The sequence below is a fragment of the Halomonas sp. NYA30 genome, from assembly GCF_976980765.1.
In genome coordinates this window covers 4,206,861-4,224,257 of sequence record NZ_OZ334477.1, presented here as the reverse complement: position 1 = coordinate 4,224,257, position 17,397 = coordinate 4,206,861, and the positions used below count along the sequence as shown (strand labels likewise).

The following is a 17,397-nucleotide window of genomic DNA, read 5'->3' as shown; positions in this document are numbered from 1 at the left end:
GTCGCCCCGCCACTATTGACGGGGCTTATTTTGACGGAAGGAGATGACGATGTTGGTTAACGGAACATGGCAGGAGAACTGGCATCCTGTACAGGCCAAAGACGAGGAGGGGCGGTTTATTCGCCAATTATCGTCGTTTCGCCACTGGATCACGCCCGATGGCTCGCCGGGCATTACCGGCAAGGGTGGCTTTAAGGCAGAAAAAGGCCGCTATCATCTTTACGTTGCTTATATCTGCCCCTGGGCTTCCCGTACGCTCATGGTGCGCCAGTTGAAAGGGCTAACGAATCTGATCAGCGTGACGGTCGTTAACCCCCGGCTATCCGATAACGGCTGGCAGTTTGGTGGCTATCCCGGTACCGGTGAAGATAGCCTTAACGGTGCTCGTTATCTGCATGAGCTGTATTCTCAAGCCGACCCGACCTACACCGGTCGAGCAACCGTGCCCGTTTTGTGGGACAAGAAAACACGCACCATTGTCAGCAATGAGTCAGCCGATATTCTTCGCATGCTCAACACTGCGTTCGAAGCGTTTGGCCAGCAAGGGCCGAATCTGTACCCGGCAGAGTTAGCCGACGACATCGATGCGTTGAACGAGGTTATCTATCAAAACCTCAATAACGGTGTCTACCAAGCAGGGTTTGCATCGTCTCAGCAGGCGTACGAAGAGGCGTATGACAAGGTGTTTCTCACCTTGGATGAACTTGAAACGCGCTTATCTGATGGACGTTCTTATCTGTTCGGCGAACGGCTAACGGAAACCGATGTGCGGCTGTTCGTGACCTTGATAAGGTTTGATGCTGCCTATCACGGGCTATTCAAATGCAATCGAAATACACTTCAAACCATGCCTTACTTGCACGCTTACATGCAACGCATCTACGCGATTAATGGCATCGCCGACACGGTCAATAGTGAACACATCAAAGCCGGGTATTACTCCATCAAAGCGCTGAACCCCAGCGGCATTGTGCCGGTAGGCCCTGCCATCATTTGATTTTAAAAAATTAATGAATAGGACTATGGCCGCGTTTTGTTACCCATAAGTCTTCAGTAACCACGAGGAAACGATGATGAACACCTCGCCAGATATTTTATTTCTCTCCCACGGCGGCGGGCCTCTGCCGCTATTGGGCGACCCAGCTCACCAAGAAATGGTCGAGTTGCTGAAAGGGATCGCCAACGTCATCAGCAAGCCATCGGCTATTTTGGTCATTAGCGCCCACTGGGAAGCGTCTGTCCCCACGATCACGTCCGGGGCCGCTCCGGAACTGATCTACGACTATGCGGGCTTCCCACCTGAAGCTTATCGAATTCAGTACCCCTGTCAGGGGGAGCCTGAGTTGGCACAACAGGTGAGTCGGGCGCTTGAAAACGCTGGCATTCCAGCCCAGCAAGATTCCAAACGAGGATTTGACCATGGCGTGTTTGTCCCGCTCAAAATCATGTACCCAGAAGCCGATATTCCCTGTGTACAGCTCTCGTTGGTTCACAACCTCAGTGCTGATACGCACCTTGCCATCGGCCAAGCGCTCAACTCTCTGGAGCGCGAGAACCTGCTGGTGATTGGTTCGGGTTTTTCATTCCACAACATGCGGGAATTCTTTAGCCCTATTACGCAAGAGAGCCAAGCAAAAAATAAGGCGTTTGAAGACTGGCTAGTGACGACGTGCTCCAGCAAGGACATCGATGAAGCAGAGCGTACACGTCGCTTGGCTAACTGGGATAAGGCCCCCCATGCACGCTTCTGTCATCCAAGGGAAGAGCACCTCCTGCCACTGCATGTCTGTTATGGCCTTGCGGGCAGGCCGAGTGATAAACAGTTATCAGCCACGATATTGAACAAGGCCGCCGGCATGTTCTATTGGTCACGAGATAGTACCAAGTAAAACGCGCTGATGGGGGACGGTAAATGAGTGATTTACTACTCTGAAAACATCTCAAACATCAGCCCCCGCAACCAGCGATTCCCAGGATCTTGGTGAAAGCGTCGGTGCCAGAATAGATTAATCGGAATCTCGGGGAATGCCAGAGGGTGCTCACGAACGACTAGACCAAAACGCATTCGTGTCGCCTCGGCCAGCTTGCTGGTTACCGTTACCACTAAGTCGCTACTACTGACGATATAAGGAACGGCCGCGAAATGCGGCAGTGTTAACCGAACTGGGCGCACAACCCCAGCGTGCGCAAGCTGCTCTTCGATAATGCCGTGCCCGGTGCCCCGGGCAACCACCACGGCGTGATGCGCTGCGCGAAAATCCTCAAGGTTAAAATTCCCCGCAGCGAGCGGGTGATCCTGGCGCATCAGGCACACGTAGCGTTGTACAAACAGTCGTTGCTGGTAAAAACCTGCCCCAAGTTGTGGGATCAGGCCAACCGCCAGGTCAATCTCTCCCTCCTCCATCTCGTGTTTTAGGTCGTTATGGTGGCTGCGCACGGTATTAATTGACACGCCCGGTGCTTGGTGCGAGAGGTGCTGCAGCAAGCGTGGAAGAAACACGATTTCACCAATGTCAGTCATGTTGATATGAAAGGTGCGATCACTCATAGCGGGGTTGAAATCGTCGCATAGATTCAGCGTGTCGTTCATTCGCGCCAACGCATCCGCAATGCCGGGGTGAAGTCGGCTGGCACGGGGCGTAGGTTGCAGCCCTTGTGACGTGCGCTCGAAAAGTTCGTCCTCCAGCAAGTGTCGTAACCGTTTCAGTGCATGGCTCACCGCCGGTTGGGTGATACCCAAGCGCAGCGCAACCCGTTGTGTATTTTGCTCTTGGTACAACAAGTCAAAAACGACCAGCAGATTAAGGTCAATATTGGCAAGTTTCTCCATCACCTAGCGCCTCGCCACGTATCCGACAATAGTTGAATGCGGCAGCCGAAGAGGTTTTTAACTAATTGATTCATATTGTTATTAGCGCCGTTTATAGTCCGAATGAAGGAAGCTGTGTGGTTACTGTTGACGCTCGCGAATAGCGTTAGGGGGAGAGCATGACGCTCAACATACAACGACAAGCCCCAGAGCAGAGTGAAATCATGGTAGCTAACAATACAGTAGCAAATACACAGCAAAAACGTCTTTCGATTGGCATCGTCGGTGGCGGTATCGGTGGTGTGGCTTTCGCCGTCGCGCTATCTCGCGATAGCCACCTTGATGTAAAGCTTTTCGAAGCTGCTCCTCAGTTCTCTGAAATTGGTGCTGGGGTCTCCTTTGGCCCTAACGCTGTGAAGGCGATTCAACGGCTGGGCTTGGAAGCCTCCTATCAACGTATTGCCGATTCTTCACCCGCTCCCTTTGAGGATGTTTGGTTTGAATGGCGGCGTGGCAGTGATGATGCTTACTTGACCGCCAGCTTAGCGCCAGGTGTTGGTCAATCCTCAGTACACCGTGCCGATTTTCTGGACGCCATTGTTGCCAATCTACCGGAGGGCATCGCTCACTTTGGCAAGCGCTGTGTCGAGGTTAAGCAAGATGCCGATAGCGCCACAGCCTACTTTGATGATGGCACACATTTTACCGGCGATGTGATCATCGGCTTTGATGGAATTAAGTCCGCGGTGCGCCGTCATGTCTTACCTCCAGAGCAGTACGGCGAGATTACCCCGTTTTGGAGTGGCACTTACGCCTACCGCGGCATGATCCCGACCGATGAGCTAGAGGCCGCTTTAGAGGCTAAAGGTGGCGAGAAACGCCTAGCACTAGTGCCCCAAATGTATCTTGGCAAAGACCGACACATCCTGACGTTTCCGGTTAAGCAGTCGCAACTGATCAATGTTGTCGCTTTTATTACTGACCGCTCTACACCGAACCCTAATCTTGCCGAAGGTGAAGAGTGGGTACAAGCCACCAGCCAGAAGGAAATGCTGGAGGTTTTTGAGGGGTGGAGCCCAGCCTGCCAAGCAATCCTTGAATGCATTCCTGAGCCAACGCGTTGGGCGCTGCATGAGTTACCCGAACTCGCCCACTACCATCGTGACCGTGTGCTGATCGTTGGCGACGCCGCCCATGCATTGGTGCCGCACCAGGGGGCGGGAGCGGGGCAGGCGCTTGAAGATGCCTACGTGCTGGCAAGCCTCCTCACGGATGAACATTGTGATCGCCACACAGTGAGCGATTTCTTAGCCGCTTTTGAGCAAGTACGTCACGCCCGCACCTGCAGGGTTCAACAAACGTCCCATGAGGCTGGGGATGTCTATGAATATGCCGGTGAGAATATCGGCGACGATGAGGCCAAGCTGATTGAAAACCTGGAAAACCGCTTCGATTGGCTTTGGAACCACGATCCGCACGACGATGTGATTGCCGCTCGGAAGCTGCGAGTTACATTGAATTAATACCGATTATACAGTTGATAATAACCACAAGTTACGATAACAAAATAATGGAGTATTTCATGAGCGTAAAAATCTTTAATACCCCCGAAGTCCAAGAGTTTGTCAAAACCGTTGCTGGCTTTGACCAGTCAGGCGGTAATGACCGCGCCAAGCAGATCGTTCATCGCCTGGTCGGCGACCTGTTCAAGCTGATCGACGACTTCGAGGTCACCGAGGAAGAGTACTGGGCGGGCGTTAACCTGCTCAATGCCCTGGGTAGCCAGACCCAGTTCGGGTTGCTCTCGCCCGGTCTCGGCTTTGACCACTTCCTCGATATGCGCCAAGACGCCATTGACGCGGAAGCCAAGCGCACCGACAGTACTCCGCGCACCATCGAAGGCCCGCTCTACGTGGCCGGTGCCCCGGAAGCCGAAGGCTTCGCCCGCATGGATGACGGCAGTGATCCCGATGCTGAGGTGATGTGGTTAACGGGCCAAGTGCGCGATGTCGACGGCACCCCGATTGCTGGCGCCAAGGTCGAGATCTGGCACTGTAACTCCAAGGGCAACTACTCGTTCTTTGATCCCTCCCAGGACGAGTACAACATGCGCCGCACGATCTATGCCGATAGCGACGGCCGTTACACCGCGCGCAGCATTATCCCTTCCGGCTACGGCGTGCCCGAAGGCGCCCCCACTGATGTGGTACTCAAGTCGCTGGGCCGTCACGGCGAGCGCCCGGCGCATATCCACTACTTCGTCTCCGCCCCGGGCCACCAGCACCTGACCACCCAGATCAACCTGGCAGGCGATCCCTACACCTTTGATGACTTCGCCTTTGCTACCCGCGAAGAGCTCGTCGTCCCTGCCGAGCGGATTGAAGACCCGGCCGAGATCGCCAAGCGCGACCTAGAGGGCCCGTTCTCCCACGTGGTGTTCGATGTGGCACTGGCCCCCGCCGAGGCGCCCGAGCTGCAGGCACGTCCCGCCCGCCCACGGGCCAAGGAAGACGAGCAGGACCTGGCCAGCCAGCTCGCCGGTACCGCCAAGGTTTGATTAGAGGAAGTAAGTAACGGAATTTAAACATTCTTTAAAGGAGAGATTTAATGACAATAACAAACATCAAGGCCGCTGTAGCGCGCACTACCGGTGCTGCACTTACGGTGGAAACGCTTGAACTGGATGAGCTTAAAGATAATGAAGTAAAAGTGGAAATGGTCGCTACAGGTATCTGCCATACCGACGCAATTGTCAGAGATGGTGTTTACCCCACTCCATTGCCTGCTGTGTTAGGCCATGAAGGCGCAGGGGTGGTCATTTCGGTAGGCAAGACCGTCAGGAATGTCCACGTTGGTGACCACGTTGTGCTCTCAGCCGCTTATTGTGGTGCTTGCAAACAGTGTCGCGCCGGACGAATGGCTTATTGTGAAAATCTCTTCGCTGAAGACTTTGGTGGTCGACGCAGAGATGGTTCTACGTCTCTATCATGTTGTGGCGAGCCTATTTCCTCACATTTCTTCGGCCAGTCCTCTTTTGCGACGCACGCCAATGTCGTGGAAGAGAGCGTGGTGGTTATTGATAAAGATGTGCCGTTAGAGCTGATGGGGCCACTAGGTTGTGGCCTGCAAACGGGGGCAGGCGCTGTACTCAATGAGATCAAACCAGAAGCAGGATCATCGTTAGTTGTCTTTGGTGTTGGGGCAGTCGGTTCAGCTGCCATTATGGCGGCAAAAGTGGCGGGATGTACCACGGTGATTGCCGTTGATATTCATGACGCACGGCTAGAATTGGCGCTTGAGATCGGCGCAACGCATGCCATCAATTCCAGCAGTAGTGATGTCGCCGAAGAAATTAAAACGATTACGGATGGAGAGGGGATTCAATACGCAATTGATACAACGGCGATTCCTGCGGTAACGAAGACAGCTGCCGAAACGTTGGGGATTCGAGGTGTGCTTGTCTTGGTGGGTGCGGCAGCGCCTGGCACAGAAGTCCCCTTTGAAGTAGGTGCCTCTCTTGTTAAGGGGTGGACATTTAAGACAGTTGTGCAAGGGAGTTCCATACCACAGGAATTTATTCCTCGATTAGTCAAACTATGGAAGCAAGGCCGATTTCCATTTGAAAAGCTAATTAAATTCTATTCTCTCGACGATATTAATCAAGGGTTTGAAGACTCTAAGAAGGGTGCTGTTATTAAACCTGTTGTAAGACTCAGGTAACCCTTTTGATAAAGCTAAGTTACCCCTGATTGTTATTAAATAAAAAAGGAAGCTGACATGACGCCTACCAACGAAGATATTATCAAAATAGGCCATTTAATTAATGGTGAAATAAAAGACGCCAGCGAGTATCGCAGCCATATTGATCCGGGCAAGCTCTCAGAAGTGGTGGCGAGTGTAGCGGTAGGTACGGCCGATGATGCCGAGCAAGCCATACAGGCCGCGCATAAGGCGTATCTTTCGTGGAGAAAAACGGAGCCAAAAGCACGTGTTGAAATGATGCTGAAGGCTGGCGAGATACTGGGTGAATGTGCCGAGGACCTGGCACCATTGCTCGTACGTGAGCATGGTGGCGTGCTCTGGGAAGCTCAGACTGATTTTGCGCTGGGTAAGGGCGTGCTTCAGCATACGGCGAGCCTTGCAGAAGCCTTCCTTGAGCCGGTTAATATTGATGACGACCAATGTACGATCCGTATTGAAAAGCAGCCAAGAGGCGTCGTAGCCGCTATTGTTCCCTGGAACATGCCAGTAGTATTAACGATGATGAAGCTGGCACCAGCCCTGGCAACCGGTAACACTCTAGTGCTAAAGCCTTCTCCCTTTGCCTCTGCGGCGTTAACCATTGCACTCCAACGTATGGCAGCGGTCTTTCCACCGGGTGTAATCAATGTGGTGCATGGCGACATTGAGGTGGGTGAGACGCTGACCACCCATCCTCTAGTGCGTAAAGTTGGGTTTACGGGTGGTACCGCGACTGCTCGTGCGGTTATGAAAAGCGCTGCTGAATCCATCAAAAATCTCACCCTGGAACTGGGCGGTAACGATCCGGCAATTGTGCTGGATGATGCTGATATCGAGAAGACATTGGATCGTATGTTATCCGGTATCTTTACACGCTCTGGGCAGATTTGTTTTGCCGTTAAGCGAATCTATGTGCCGCGCGCTATGCATGATCAGTTTGTCGATGCTTTATGCAACCGGGTTAGCGAGTTTGTAGTGGGTCACGGTTTGAGCGAGGGAGTCAATTTTGGCCCGTTGGCAACAGAGGCGCAATATCAGAATGTGCGCAAGCTCATTGATATCGCAAAGGCGTCTGATGCCCAGGTCGTTGAGTTGGGCCGCATGGCCGACGGGGTCGATAAAAATGATGGCTATTATATGTTGCCGCACGTTGTTATTGGTGCTTCCCACACCGACCAAGTGAGCTGTTGCGAGCAGTTCGGACCGGTAATTCCTGTGATTGCCTATGACGACGAGGAGCAAGTGATCGAATGGGCGAATGATAGCGAGTACGGTCTCGGTTCTTCTGTTTGGACCTCGGATAGTGAGCGTGGCTTCCAAATTGCTTCTCGAATTGAAGCAGGCAGCACCTTCATCAACAGTCACTCCTTCGACTCGCTGGATCTACGCATGCCGTTTGGTGGTATTAAGCTCAGCGGTATTGGTCGTGAGTTTGGTGAAGCGGGTATGGCTGAATATGTAGAAGAGCATGCTATCCGCCTACTGAAGTAAAAGACTTAAGCTGTGGTTGATAACAACAAAAGGTAAAAAAATGAAAACCAAAAATAAGATGCTGGCACCAGTATGTGGGTTTGGCCTGTTGATGGCAGGCCAGCTTGCTGTGGCAGAAGGTAATGAGCCCGTAAAGCTAGGTTTAATGTTGCCCTATACGGGGACCTACACAGCGTTGGGCGAGGCCATTACTAATGGTTTGAAACTCGCCATTGAGCAGAATAGTGGACAGCTTGGAGGGCGTGAAGTCGAGTATGTCCAGCTTGATTCCGAGGCCAATCCCTCAAAGGCGCCCCAGAATATGAGCCGTTTAGTAAACAGTGACGAGGTCGACTTTGTGATTGGCCCTGTCCACTCTGGTGTAGCCATGGGGATGCTTCGGGTGGCCAAGCAAACCGGTGCTATTACCATTATTCCCAATGCCGGATTGGGAGCGGCAACTAACGAACTTTGCATGCCCAACGTCTTTCGTACTTCTCATAACATGTGGCAGGACAGCTACCCTATGGGAAAAGTTGCCTACGATCGCGGTCACCGCGAGATGGTAACGATTACTTGGGATTATGCTGGTGGCAAAGAGGATCTCGCGGCTTTTGAGGAGGCGTTTACTGAAGCCGGTGGTGAGATCATTGAACAAATTTTGGTTCCTTTTCCCAGCACCGAGTTTCAGAGTTACATGACGCAAATTGCCAGCCTCAACCCTGATGCTGTTTATACCTTCTTCGCGGGTGGAGGAGGCGTCAGCTTTGTGCGTGACTACGCGGCTGCTGGGCTCAAAGAAAATATTCCCTTACTGGGCTCTGGCTTTATGACCGAAGGAAATTTGGCAGCTATAGGAGATGCAGGTGAGGGCGTATTGACGACTCTACATTATGCAGAAACACTGGAGAGTGAAGAAAATCAGATTTTCGTAGCCGCGTATCAAGAGGCTTACGGTGAGATGCCCGATGCTTATGCGGTACATGGATATGACACCGGTGCCATGCTCATACAAGCACTTGATGTGGTAGAAGGTGATACCAGTGACCGGGATGTATTGATTGCAGCACTGGCTGCCGTAGAGTTGCAGAGTCCACGGGGGCCATTGCGCTTTTCTGAATCACACCACCCCATCCAGAATATCTACCTGCGTGAGATTCGTGATGGTCGCCATGAAGTATTGTCGGTCGCGCATGAACAGCTCGAGTCTCCCGATGCTGCTTGCCAGATGTAAGTGAACCCTAAGTTAGAAAGCGATCCTTATGTGAGCGTGGCTAAATCCCTATGGTTTTAGTCATGCTGCTTTTTTTGTCCCTACAGCCCACCGCTCAGCCTTATTCTTTTGTCGCAAACGTGGTTTAACTAACTGTCGTAGGAATGAGAGTGCGGCTTTATGGGTGTGGTGTTGCGTAATCTAATGATTTAAAAGATATATTAATAGGTTTTAAGTGCGCCAAGTGCATTTTTATATGTCTCAGCAGTAAAGGTACGTTAGCAATAGGCAATGAGTGCAGTAGCACACAGGGTTCACTACGTGCTGGTAATACCTCCTCGGTATGGCCAAGCACCTAAACAATATTGGTTCCGTCTTACTAGCGCAATCAAACTGACTTCAAGTCAACGATTGCCAGACGCCGGAGCTGCCATGTCAACCGTCATTCAACATATTGATACACTACTGGTCGATTTGCCGACCATCCGCCCTCACAAACTTTCCATGACCACTATGGCCTGCCAAACCATGGTCATTGTGCGCATGCGCCACTCTGACGGTATAGAAGGGCTCGGCGAAGGCACCACCATTGGTGGCCTAGCTTATGGCCCGGAAAGTCCGGAGAGTATTAAGCGCAATATAGATACCTATCTTGCACCACTGCTGATTGGTCAGCCCTCTCACAATGTTCATCAGCTACGCGCCCGGCTTAACCGCCACGCTCGCGGCAATATGATCGCCAAGTCAGCGCTAGAAACCGCGTTATTAGATGCCCAGGGCAAGCGCTTGGGCTTGAGTATCGCTGACCTTCTCGGTGGCGCACAGCAAGAGCACTTGCCCGTGCTATGGACGCTGGCCAGCGGTGACACCGCCAAGGATATTGATGAGGCGTTGCTGCGTTTAGAACAGCGTCGCCATTGCGACTTCAAACTTAAAATTGGCGCCAATCCGCTTGATCAGGACGTACGTCATGTGGCGGCAATTAAAGAAGCACTGGGTGACCGTGCCAGTGTGCGTGTAGATGTTAATCAAGCTTGGGATGAATCCACGGCGGTGCGGGGTATTCAGGCACTGCAAGATGCCGGTATTGAGTTAATCGAGCAGCCCATTCCTGCCCGCGAACATGCTGGTTTAGTTCGCTTGGCTAACCGTTTCAACGTCCCAATGCTGGCTGACGAGGCCGTACAGGATGCCCGCGATGGACTAGATCTTGTCTGTAGCGGATTTAGTGGTGCTTTTGCGCTGAAGATTGCCAAATCCGGCGGTATCTACGGCGTGCTGGAACTGGCGCATGTCGCGCAAGCGGCGGGGGTTGGCCTATATGGCGGCACACTGCTAGAGGGCACCATTGGCACCGCTGCCTCTTTACACGCCTGGGCGACGTTGCCGGAAATGGCCTGGGGCACGGAAATGTTTGGCCCGCTGCTGCTGAAAGACGACATCGTCGTTGAGCCCCTCAACTACACTGAGTTTGGGGTGGAGTTACCGCAAGGGGCAGGGCTGGGCATCACTTTAGATGAAGATAAGTTGGCGCATTACTCGCGTAAATAAAGCCATCGTTTGCGTTCGCCCGCGATCCAAGAGGAGAGACGTATGCTGTTTCAAGTAGAGATGACCGTTAAGTTGCCAACCGATATGCCCGCAGAGCAAGCGGCGAAGATTAAGGCGACTGAAAAGGCGTATTCCCAAGACCTGCAGCGCCAGGGCAAATGGCGCCACTTGTGGCGGGTAGCGGGCAGCTACTCGAACGTCAGTATTTTTGATGTGGAAGACAATGCCGAGCTGCAGGAACTCGTTAGTAACCTGCCACTCTTCCCTTATATGGACATTAGCGTCAAGCCACTCTGTCGCCACCCTTCTTCGGTTCGTGACGACGACAGCTAATTGCTAACAGAACACGCCAGTTCTTTTTATAAAAAAATAGCCTATAAAAATAGAGGTTTACACCATGACCGTGAAGATATTCGACACCCCCGAAGTGCAAGACTTTGTCAAAACCGTTGCCGGCTTTGACCAGTCAGGCGGCAATGACCGCGCCAAGCAAATTGTCCATCGCCTGGTCGGCGACCTGTTCAAGCTGATCGACGACTTCGATGTCACCGAGGAAGAGTACTGGGCGGGCGTCAACCTGCTCAATGCCCTGGGTAGCCAGACCCAGTTCGGGTTGCTCTCACCCGGTCTCGGCTTCGACCACTTCCTCGATATGCGCCAGGACGCTATCGATGCCGAAGCCAAGCGCACCGGCGGCACCCCACGCACCATCGAAGGCCCGCTCTACGTGGCCGGTGCCCCGGAAGCCGAAGGCTTCGCCCGCATGGATGACGGCAGTGATCCCGATGCCGAGGTGATGTGGCTGACCGGTCAGGTGCGCGATGTCGACGGCACGCCGATTGCCGGTGCCAAGGTCGAGATCTGGCACTGCAACTCCAAGGGTGGCTACTCGTTCTTTGATCCCTCCCAGGACGAGTACAACATGCGCCGCACGATCTATGCGGACAGCGACGGTCGTTACACCGCGCGCAGCATCATTCCCTCCGGCTACGGGGTGCCTGAAGGCGCACCGACCGATGTGGTGCTCAAATCCCTGGGTCGACACGGCGAACGCCCGGCGCATATTCACTACTTTGTCTCTGCCCCCGGCCATCAACACCTGACCACCCAGATCAACTTGGCGGGCGACCCCTATACCTTTGATGACTTTGCCTTTGCCACCCGCGAAGAGCTGGTCGTCCCCGCCGAGCGGATCGAAGACCCGGCCGAGATCGCCAAGCGTGATCTGGACGGCCCGTTCTCCCACGTGGTGTTCGATGTGGCACTGGCCCCCGCCGAGGCGCCGGAGCTGCAGGTGCGTCACGCCCGCCCACGGGCCAAAGAAGACGAACAGGACCTAGCCAGCCAGCTCGCTGGAACCGCCAAGGTTTAAAGCCCCATAACCTCGCGCTAACGACTGGCTGACGTCCACCGTCCGATGCGTTAGCGCCTAACACCCCAGGTTATGCCTAAGTATTTGAGGAGAGAGATCATGACCACACAGCTTGATCAGCTCGAAGCCCGCGTGCGCGGCGCCGTCCAGGACGACCCTGACAAGGGCATCTTCCGCTGCCACCGCAGCATGTTCACCGACCCCGCCTTCTTCGAACTGGAGATGAAGCACATCTTCGAAGGCAACTGGCTGTTCCTGGCCCACGAGAGCCAGATCAGTGAGCCGGGTGACTACATGACCGTCACCATGGGCCGCCAGCCGGTGATCATTACCCGCGATAAGCAGGGCGAACTGCACGGCCTGATTAACGCCTGCGCCCACCGTGGCGCCACGTTATGCCGCCGTAAGCGCGGCAATAAGGGCACCTTCACCTGCCCGTTCCACGGCTGGACGTTCAAAAACGACGGCCAATTGCTCAAGGCCAAAAATGAGAAGAACGGCGCCTACCCTGACCAGTTCAAGCAGGATGGCTCCCACAACCTCAAACGCCTGCCGCGTTTCGAGAACTACAAAGGCTTCCTGTTCGGCAGCCTGAGCGATGATGTACAACCGCTTGAGCAGCACCTGGGCGAAACCACCAAGGTCATCGACAACATCGTCGACCAAGCCCCCGAAGGCTTGGAAATCCTGCGCGGCACCTCGTCCTACACCTACACCGGCAACTGGAAGCTCCAGGCCGAAAATGGCGCCGACGGCTACCACGTCAGCTCCGTACACTGGAACTACGCCTCCACCATGGAGCGTCGCAACTACGATGCGGGCGGTACCAAAGCGGTGGACGCCGACGGCTGGTCCAAAAGCAAAGGCGGCTTCTACTCCTACGAAAACGGCCACATGATGCTGTGGACCCGGCTGCTCAACCCAGAAGTGCGCCCGGTCTACCAACATAAGGACTGGATCCAGGAGCAGCTAGGCGACGCCCGTGCCGACTCCATCGTCAACCAGACGCGCAACCTCTGCCTCTACCCCAACGTCTACCTGATGGACCAGTTCTCCACGCAAATCCGCGTGATCCGTCCGGTCGCCGTGGACAAAACCGAAGTCACGATTTACTGCTTCGCCCCCAAAGGCGAAGCCGCCGAAGACCGGCGTGTGCGCATCCGCCAGTACGAAGACTTCTTCAACGTCTCCGGCATGGGCACGCCCGACGATCTTGAAGAGTTCCGCGCCTGCCAAGAAGGCTATAACGGTGCATTGGCCGAATGGAACGACCTCTCCCGCGGGGCCCAACAGTGGATCGAAGGCGCCGATGAAACAGCCCAGGCGATCGACATGAAGCCCCTGCTCAGCGGAGCCTCACCGGAAGACGAAGGGCTCTACGTGCTGCACCACAAGCACTGGGTCGACGAAATGCTGCGCGCTATCGACAAAGAGCGCAGCCAGTTTATCGCCACCGCGTCCGCCTAAGCGCCTGAAAAGAGGAGAGAAGTGACATGAGCATTAGCTATCACGACATCCAAGCCTTTTTATACCGCGAAGGCCGCCTGCTGGACGACCGAGAGTGGGACGAGTGGCTCACGCTTTACCGCAAGGACGCCGAGTTCTGGATGCCCGCCTGGGACGACGACGACCAGCTCACCCGCGACCCGCACAGTGAGATCTCGTTGATCTACTACCCCAACCGCGAAGGGCTGGAAGACCGGGTCTACCGGATCAAGACCGAGCGCAGTGGGGCGAGTACGCCGGAACCGCGCACCACGCATCAGGTGACCAATCTGGAAATCCTGTCGCACGAGGGCGACACGGTCACCCTGCGGTTCAACTGGCACACGCTCAACCACCGCTACAAGAAAACCGACAGCTTTTTCGGCACGTGCTTCTACACCCTGGACGTGTCGGGGGAGAGCCCACTGATCACAAGAAAAGTCGTGCAGTTGAATAACGACTATATCCATCAGGTTATTGACGTGTATCACGTGTGACCTGAGGAGAGAGGAGAGCTAACCATGAGTTATACCATTGCCCTCAACTTTGAGGACGGCGTGACCCGGTTCATCGGCTGTAAAGAGGGGGAAACCGTTCTCGACGCCGCTTACCGACAAAAAGTTAACCTGCCGATGGACTGCTCTGACGGCGTATGTGGTACCTGCAAAGGCCACTGCGAACAAGGCGAATTCGACATGGGGGACGAGTATCTGGAAGATGCGCTTTCCGATGAGGAAGCCGCTGAAGGCCAGGTACTCACGTGCCAAATGGTGCCTTCTTCGGACTGCGTTATTCAAGTGCCAGTGGCATCCACGCTGTGTAAAACACAGGTGGGCAAGGTTGAGGGCATGGTAGCAGCGGTTGAGCAACTTTCCGAAGATAGTATTGAACTAGCCGTTGATTTGGATGATGCCGAGGGGCTCGCCTTTTTGCCGGGGCAGTATATTCATATTGATGTGCCCGGTACTGAGGTGCACCGCTCCTACTCTTTCAGCTCCTTGCCGGGGGACAAGCGTGCCACCTTCTTAATTCGCAACATCCCCAATGGGGTAATGAGCGGCTATTTAACCGAGCGCGCGACAGTGGGCGAAAAGCTTACGCTGACCGGCCCGCTGGGCAGCTTCTACCTGCGAGAAGTGAAGCGTCCGGTGCTCATGCTTGCTGGCGGCACGGGTCTGGCTCCGTTCCTTTCCATGTTAGCGCAATTGGTCGAAAAGGGCTGTGATACACCGATTCATATGATTTACGGCGTCAATAAAGATGACCATCTGGTCAAAACGGATGCGCTAGATGCCTTCGTAGAAAAAATTCCTAGCTTTACCTACGCCACCGTGGTGGTCGACGAGGCTAGCGAGCATGCGCGTAAAGGTTACGTGACGCACCACATGGACGCCGAGGTAATGCATGACGGCGATGTGGACGTTTACCTGTGTGGCCCGCCCCCGATGGTAGATGCTGTGCTGAAGTACTTCGACGCTGAAGGAATCGAGCCTCAGAGCTTCCACTATGAGAAGTTCACACCTAATCAAGTGGGAGAGAGCGCATGAGCAATCATCGTTTTGACGGCCCACGTTTTCAAGATCGAGTAATGGTGGTCACGGGTGCTGCTCAAGGAATTGGGCAGCGGGTTGCTGAGCGCGCCGCCGCTGAAGGCGCGCGCTTGGTATTGGTAGATCGCGCTGATGATATCCACGAGAGCGTTGCTGGGCTAAGCAAGCAGGGCTGCGAAGTGATTGCGGTACAAGCTGACCTAGAAACATGGGAAGGCGCCGAGCAAGTCATGCAGGCGACGCTCAAACAATTTGGCCGTATCGATATCTTGGTTAACAACGTAGGCGGCGCGATTAACTTCAAGCCGTTTACAGAGTTTACTGAAGCGCAAATTGCGGCAGAGATCAATCGTTCTCTAATGCCTACGCTTTGGTGCTGCCGTGCGGCGCTCCCAACAATGGTCGAGCAGGGTAACGGCGTCATCGTCAATGTATCTTCAGCGGCAACGCGGGGTATTCACCGGATCCCCTACTCGGCAGCGAAGGGCGGTATTAATGCGCTAACCGCGTCACTGGCGTTTGAATATGCCGAGCATGGTATCCGTGTCGTTGCAACGGCACCCGGTGGCACCGAAGCACCGCCCAGGCGAATTTCACGTGGAACGCCGACGCCTAGTAACGAGACGGAGAAAGCGTGGTTTCAAGCGCATATCGATCAGACCAAGCAGAGCTGCTTGATGAGCCGCTACGGCACGCTAGATGAAATGGTCGCGCCTATCTTATTCCTTGCTTCTGATGAGGCCAGTTATATCACCGGTAGTGTACTGCCCGTAGCGGGCGGCGACCTCGGCTAACAGTCATAAAAACAAATAATTCTAAATAAGCTTTAATTATAACTCTAAGCACAATAATCCCCTGGAGCAAACCGTGAAACATATTGAGAAAGGCGTCAGCCTAAGGTATGCGCCTCGCGATTTCCTGCGTGACCTCAATGCCGACAACGCCAGTACCGGGCTAGTGGCGGGAATCTTAGGGCTCAGCGTAGGGGTCGTGCACATCAGTGCGGGCACGTCTGCGGGCCTCGACTCCTCCTTCATCATGATTTGGGTAATAAGCTATTTGATGATCAATGGCTTGTTTGGTCTATTCATGCCGGCGTATTACCGATTACCACTGCCTATGGCCAACTCCATCCCAGGTGCACTGATGTTTGCGGCCGTCATTCCGGTGGTGGGGCTGGAAGCTGCATTAGGCGCTAGCCTGATTGCGGGAGCAATCACATTGGTTGCTGGTTTAACCGGCGTAATGGGTATTGTTATGCGGTTGATACCGATGCCGATAGTGATGGGCATGGTGGGCGGTATGCTGCTGAGTTTCGGCCTCAACATGGTAAAGCCACTGGAGAGTGCTGTTGTGCCAGCCTCTATCATGATCCTGGCTTTCTTTATTTCTGCACGCCTCTTTCGCAAGATTCCGCCCTTGATTGTGGCCATGCTGGCAGGAATTCTGTACCTGATAGCGACTGGCGTGGATCTGTCCGGTATAGAAGCAACCATTCGTTTCCCTGAGTTCATCATGCCTGAGTTTACTCTTGGAGCTTTTCTGACTTACGGTCTGCCACTCGCTATTATTCTGGTCGGCATGGAAACACCAGCAGGTGTTGGTTTGGTGAAAGGGATGGGCTACAAGGATGCGCCGGCTAACGCGATTACCGCAGTGGGTGGCTTAGGCACCATGGTGTCGTCATTCTTCAATTTGCACAGTACTTGCATCGCGGCACCGATGACCGGCGTGTGTGCTTCGCCAGAGGCGGGGACTCATGACAAGCGTTGGGTAGCAGCGGTGATTGCGGGGGCTATCTTTGTGGTTGCCGCGCCTTTCTACGGCTATGTGGTCAGCCTACTGGAGGCTACGCCGCGCTACTTTATTGTCATTATCGCTGGGCTGGCACTGATGCGGGTCATCACCTCCTCGATGGCTATCGCCTTTTCAGGCAAGAAGCATGAAATAGGTGCACTGTTTGCCTTTCTAATTGCCGCGTCGGGAATTCAGATTCTCGGCATCGGCGCCACGTTTTGGGCGTTGGTATTGGGCGTGGTCGTTTCAGCAATCTTCGAAACCAAGGACTTCGAGTTTATTTTCACCCGTGAGGTGGTCACCAAAAGCGGTTGACCTTTTGTTACCTCTGTCACTCGATAACCGCATCCTCCTTTGCCCGTGTCTGCTATCGCTGCTCGGGCATTTTTTATCAACAGCATTGGATAAA

The 17,397-nt window shown here is 54.1% G+C and carries 16 protein-coding genes; 15 read left to right on the top strand and 1 reads right to left on the bottom strand.

Features of this window, described 5'->3' with window-relative positions:
- The first annotated feature begins 49 nt into the window (after positions 1–49).
- Both ACWI0H_RS19550 and ACWI0H_RS19545 read left to right on the top strand, forming a co-directional pair.
- Complete coding sequence (locus tag ACWI0H_RS19550; protein ID WP_485874291.1) at positions 50–997, top strand: glutathione S-transferase family protein; 948 nt, start codon at positions 50–52, stop codon at positions 995–997.
- Positions 998–1,070: 73 nt separating this feature from the next.
- Positions 1,071–1,889, top strand: a complete 819-nt coding sequence (locus ACWI0H_RS19545) for a DODA-type extradiol aromatic ring-opening family dioxygenase (RefSeq protein WP_485874290.1) — start codon at positions 1,071–1,073, stop codon at positions 1,887–1,889.
- A 35-nt stretch (positions 1,890–1,924) separates the two neighbouring features.
- Here ACWI0H_RS19545 and ACWI0H_RS19540 read toward each other — a convergent pair whose 3' ends face one another.
- Positions 1,925–2,830: a LysR family transcriptional regulator gene (locus tag ACWI0H_RS19540; RefSeq protein WP_485874289.1), complete on the bottom strand. Its 906-nt coding sequence runs from the start codon at positions 2,828–2,830 to the stop codon at positions 1,925–1,927.
- Between the two features lie 158 nt (positions 2,831–2,988).
- On the opposite strand from ACWI0H_RS19540, the gene salA reads away from it, so the two are divergent.
- From salA to ACWI0H_RS19475, 13 genes are all read left to right on the top strand, one after another.
- Complete coding sequence (gene salA, locus ACWI0H_RS19535) at positions 2,989–4,332, top strand: salicylate 1-monooxygenase (RefSeq protein ID WP_485874288.1); 1,344 nt, start codon at positions 2,989–2,991, stop codon at positions 4,330–4,332.
- Positions 4,333–4,391: 59 nt separating this feature from the next.
- The gene (gene catA / locus ACWI0H_RS19530) at positions 4,392–5,366 is read left to right on the top strand and encodes a catechol 1,2-dioxygenase (protein ID WP_133733633.1); all 975 of its coding nucleotides are present in this window, start codon (positions 4,392–4,394) and stop codon (positions 5,364–5,366) included.
- Between the two features lie 50 nt (positions 5,367–5,416).
- Positions 5,417–6,529 (top strand): NAD(P)-dependent alcohol dehydrogenase, encoded by a 1,113-nt coding sequence (locus tag ACWI0H_RS19525; RefSeq protein WP_133733632.1) that lies wholly within the window; start codon positions 5,417–5,419, stop codon positions 6,527–6,529.
- A 57-nt stretch (positions 6,530–6,586) separates the two neighbouring features.
- On the top strand, positions 6,587–8,041 hold the full coding sequence (locus tag ACWI0H_RS19520) for an aldehyde dehydrogenase family protein (protein WP_133733631.1): 1,455 nt from the start codon (positions 6,587–6,589) through the stop codon (positions 8,039–8,041).
- A 40-nt stretch (positions 8,042–8,081) separates the two neighbouring features.
- On the top strand, positions 8,082–9,254 hold the full coding sequence (locus ACWI0H_RS19515; protein ID WP_133733630.1) for an ABC transporter substrate-binding protein: 1,173 nt from the start codon (positions 8,082–8,084) through the stop codon (positions 9,252–9,254).
- A 411-nt stretch (positions 9,255–9,665) separates the two neighbouring features.
- A complete protein-coding gene (locus ACWI0H_RS19510) occupies positions 9,666–10,784 on the top strand; it encodes a muconate/chloromuconate family cycloisomerase (protein WP_443604706.1) in 1,119 nt (372 codons plus the stop codon).
- Positions 10,785–10,826: 42 nt separating this feature from the next.
- On the top strand, positions 10,827–11,117 hold the full coding sequence (gene catC / locus ACWI0H_RS19505) for a muconolactone Delta-isomerase (protein ID WP_035581600.1): 291 nt from the start codon (positions 10,827–10,829) through the stop codon (positions 11,115–11,117).
- A 64-nt stretch (positions 11,118–11,181) separates the two neighbouring features.
- On the top strand, positions 11,182–12,156 hold the full coding sequence (gene catA / locus ACWI0H_RS19500) for a catechol 1,2-dioxygenase (RefSeq protein WP_035581592.1): 975 nt from the start codon (positions 11,182–11,184) through the stop codon (positions 12,154–12,156).
- A gap of 99 nt (positions 12,157–12,255) precedes the next feature.
- The gene (locus ACWI0H_RS19495; protein WP_035581590.1) at positions 12,256–13,623 is read left to right on the top strand and encodes a Rieske 2Fe-2S domain-containing protein; all 1,368 of its coding nucleotides are present in this window, start codon (positions 12,256–12,258) and stop codon (positions 13,621–13,623) included.
- A gap of 26 nt (positions 13,624–13,649) precedes the next feature.
- Entirely contained in the window at positions 13,650–14,138 is a 489-nt protein-coding gene (benB, locus tag ACWI0H_RS19490) for a benzoate 1,2-dioxygenase small subunit (RefSeq protein ID WP_035581588.1), read from the top strand.
- Between the two features lie 24 nt (positions 14,139–14,162).
- A complete protein-coding gene (gene benC, locus ACWI0H_RS19485) occupies positions 14,163–15,188 on the top strand; it encodes a benzoate 1,2-dioxygenase electron transfer component BenC (RefSeq protein WP_035581598.1) in 1,026 nt (341 codons plus the stop codon).
- Positions 15,185–15,985: a benzoate diol dehydrogenase BenD gene (gene benD, locus ACWI0H_RS19480; protein ID WP_485874287.1), complete on the top strand. Its 801-nt coding sequence runs from the start codon at positions 15,185–15,187 to the stop codon at positions 15,983–15,985. The genes benC and benD overlap by 4 nt, the downstream gene beginning before the upstream one ends.
- 73 nt (positions 15,986–16,058) lie before the next feature.
- Positions 16,059–17,303 carry a benzoate/H(+) symporter BenE family transporter gene (locus ACWI0H_RS19475; RefSeq protein WP_485874286.1) on the top strand — a complete coding sequence of 415 codons (1,245 nt, stop codon included), beginning with the start codon at positions 16,059–16,061 and terminating at the stop codon, positions 17,301–17,303.
- Positions 17,304–17,397 lie beyond the last annotated feature (94 nt).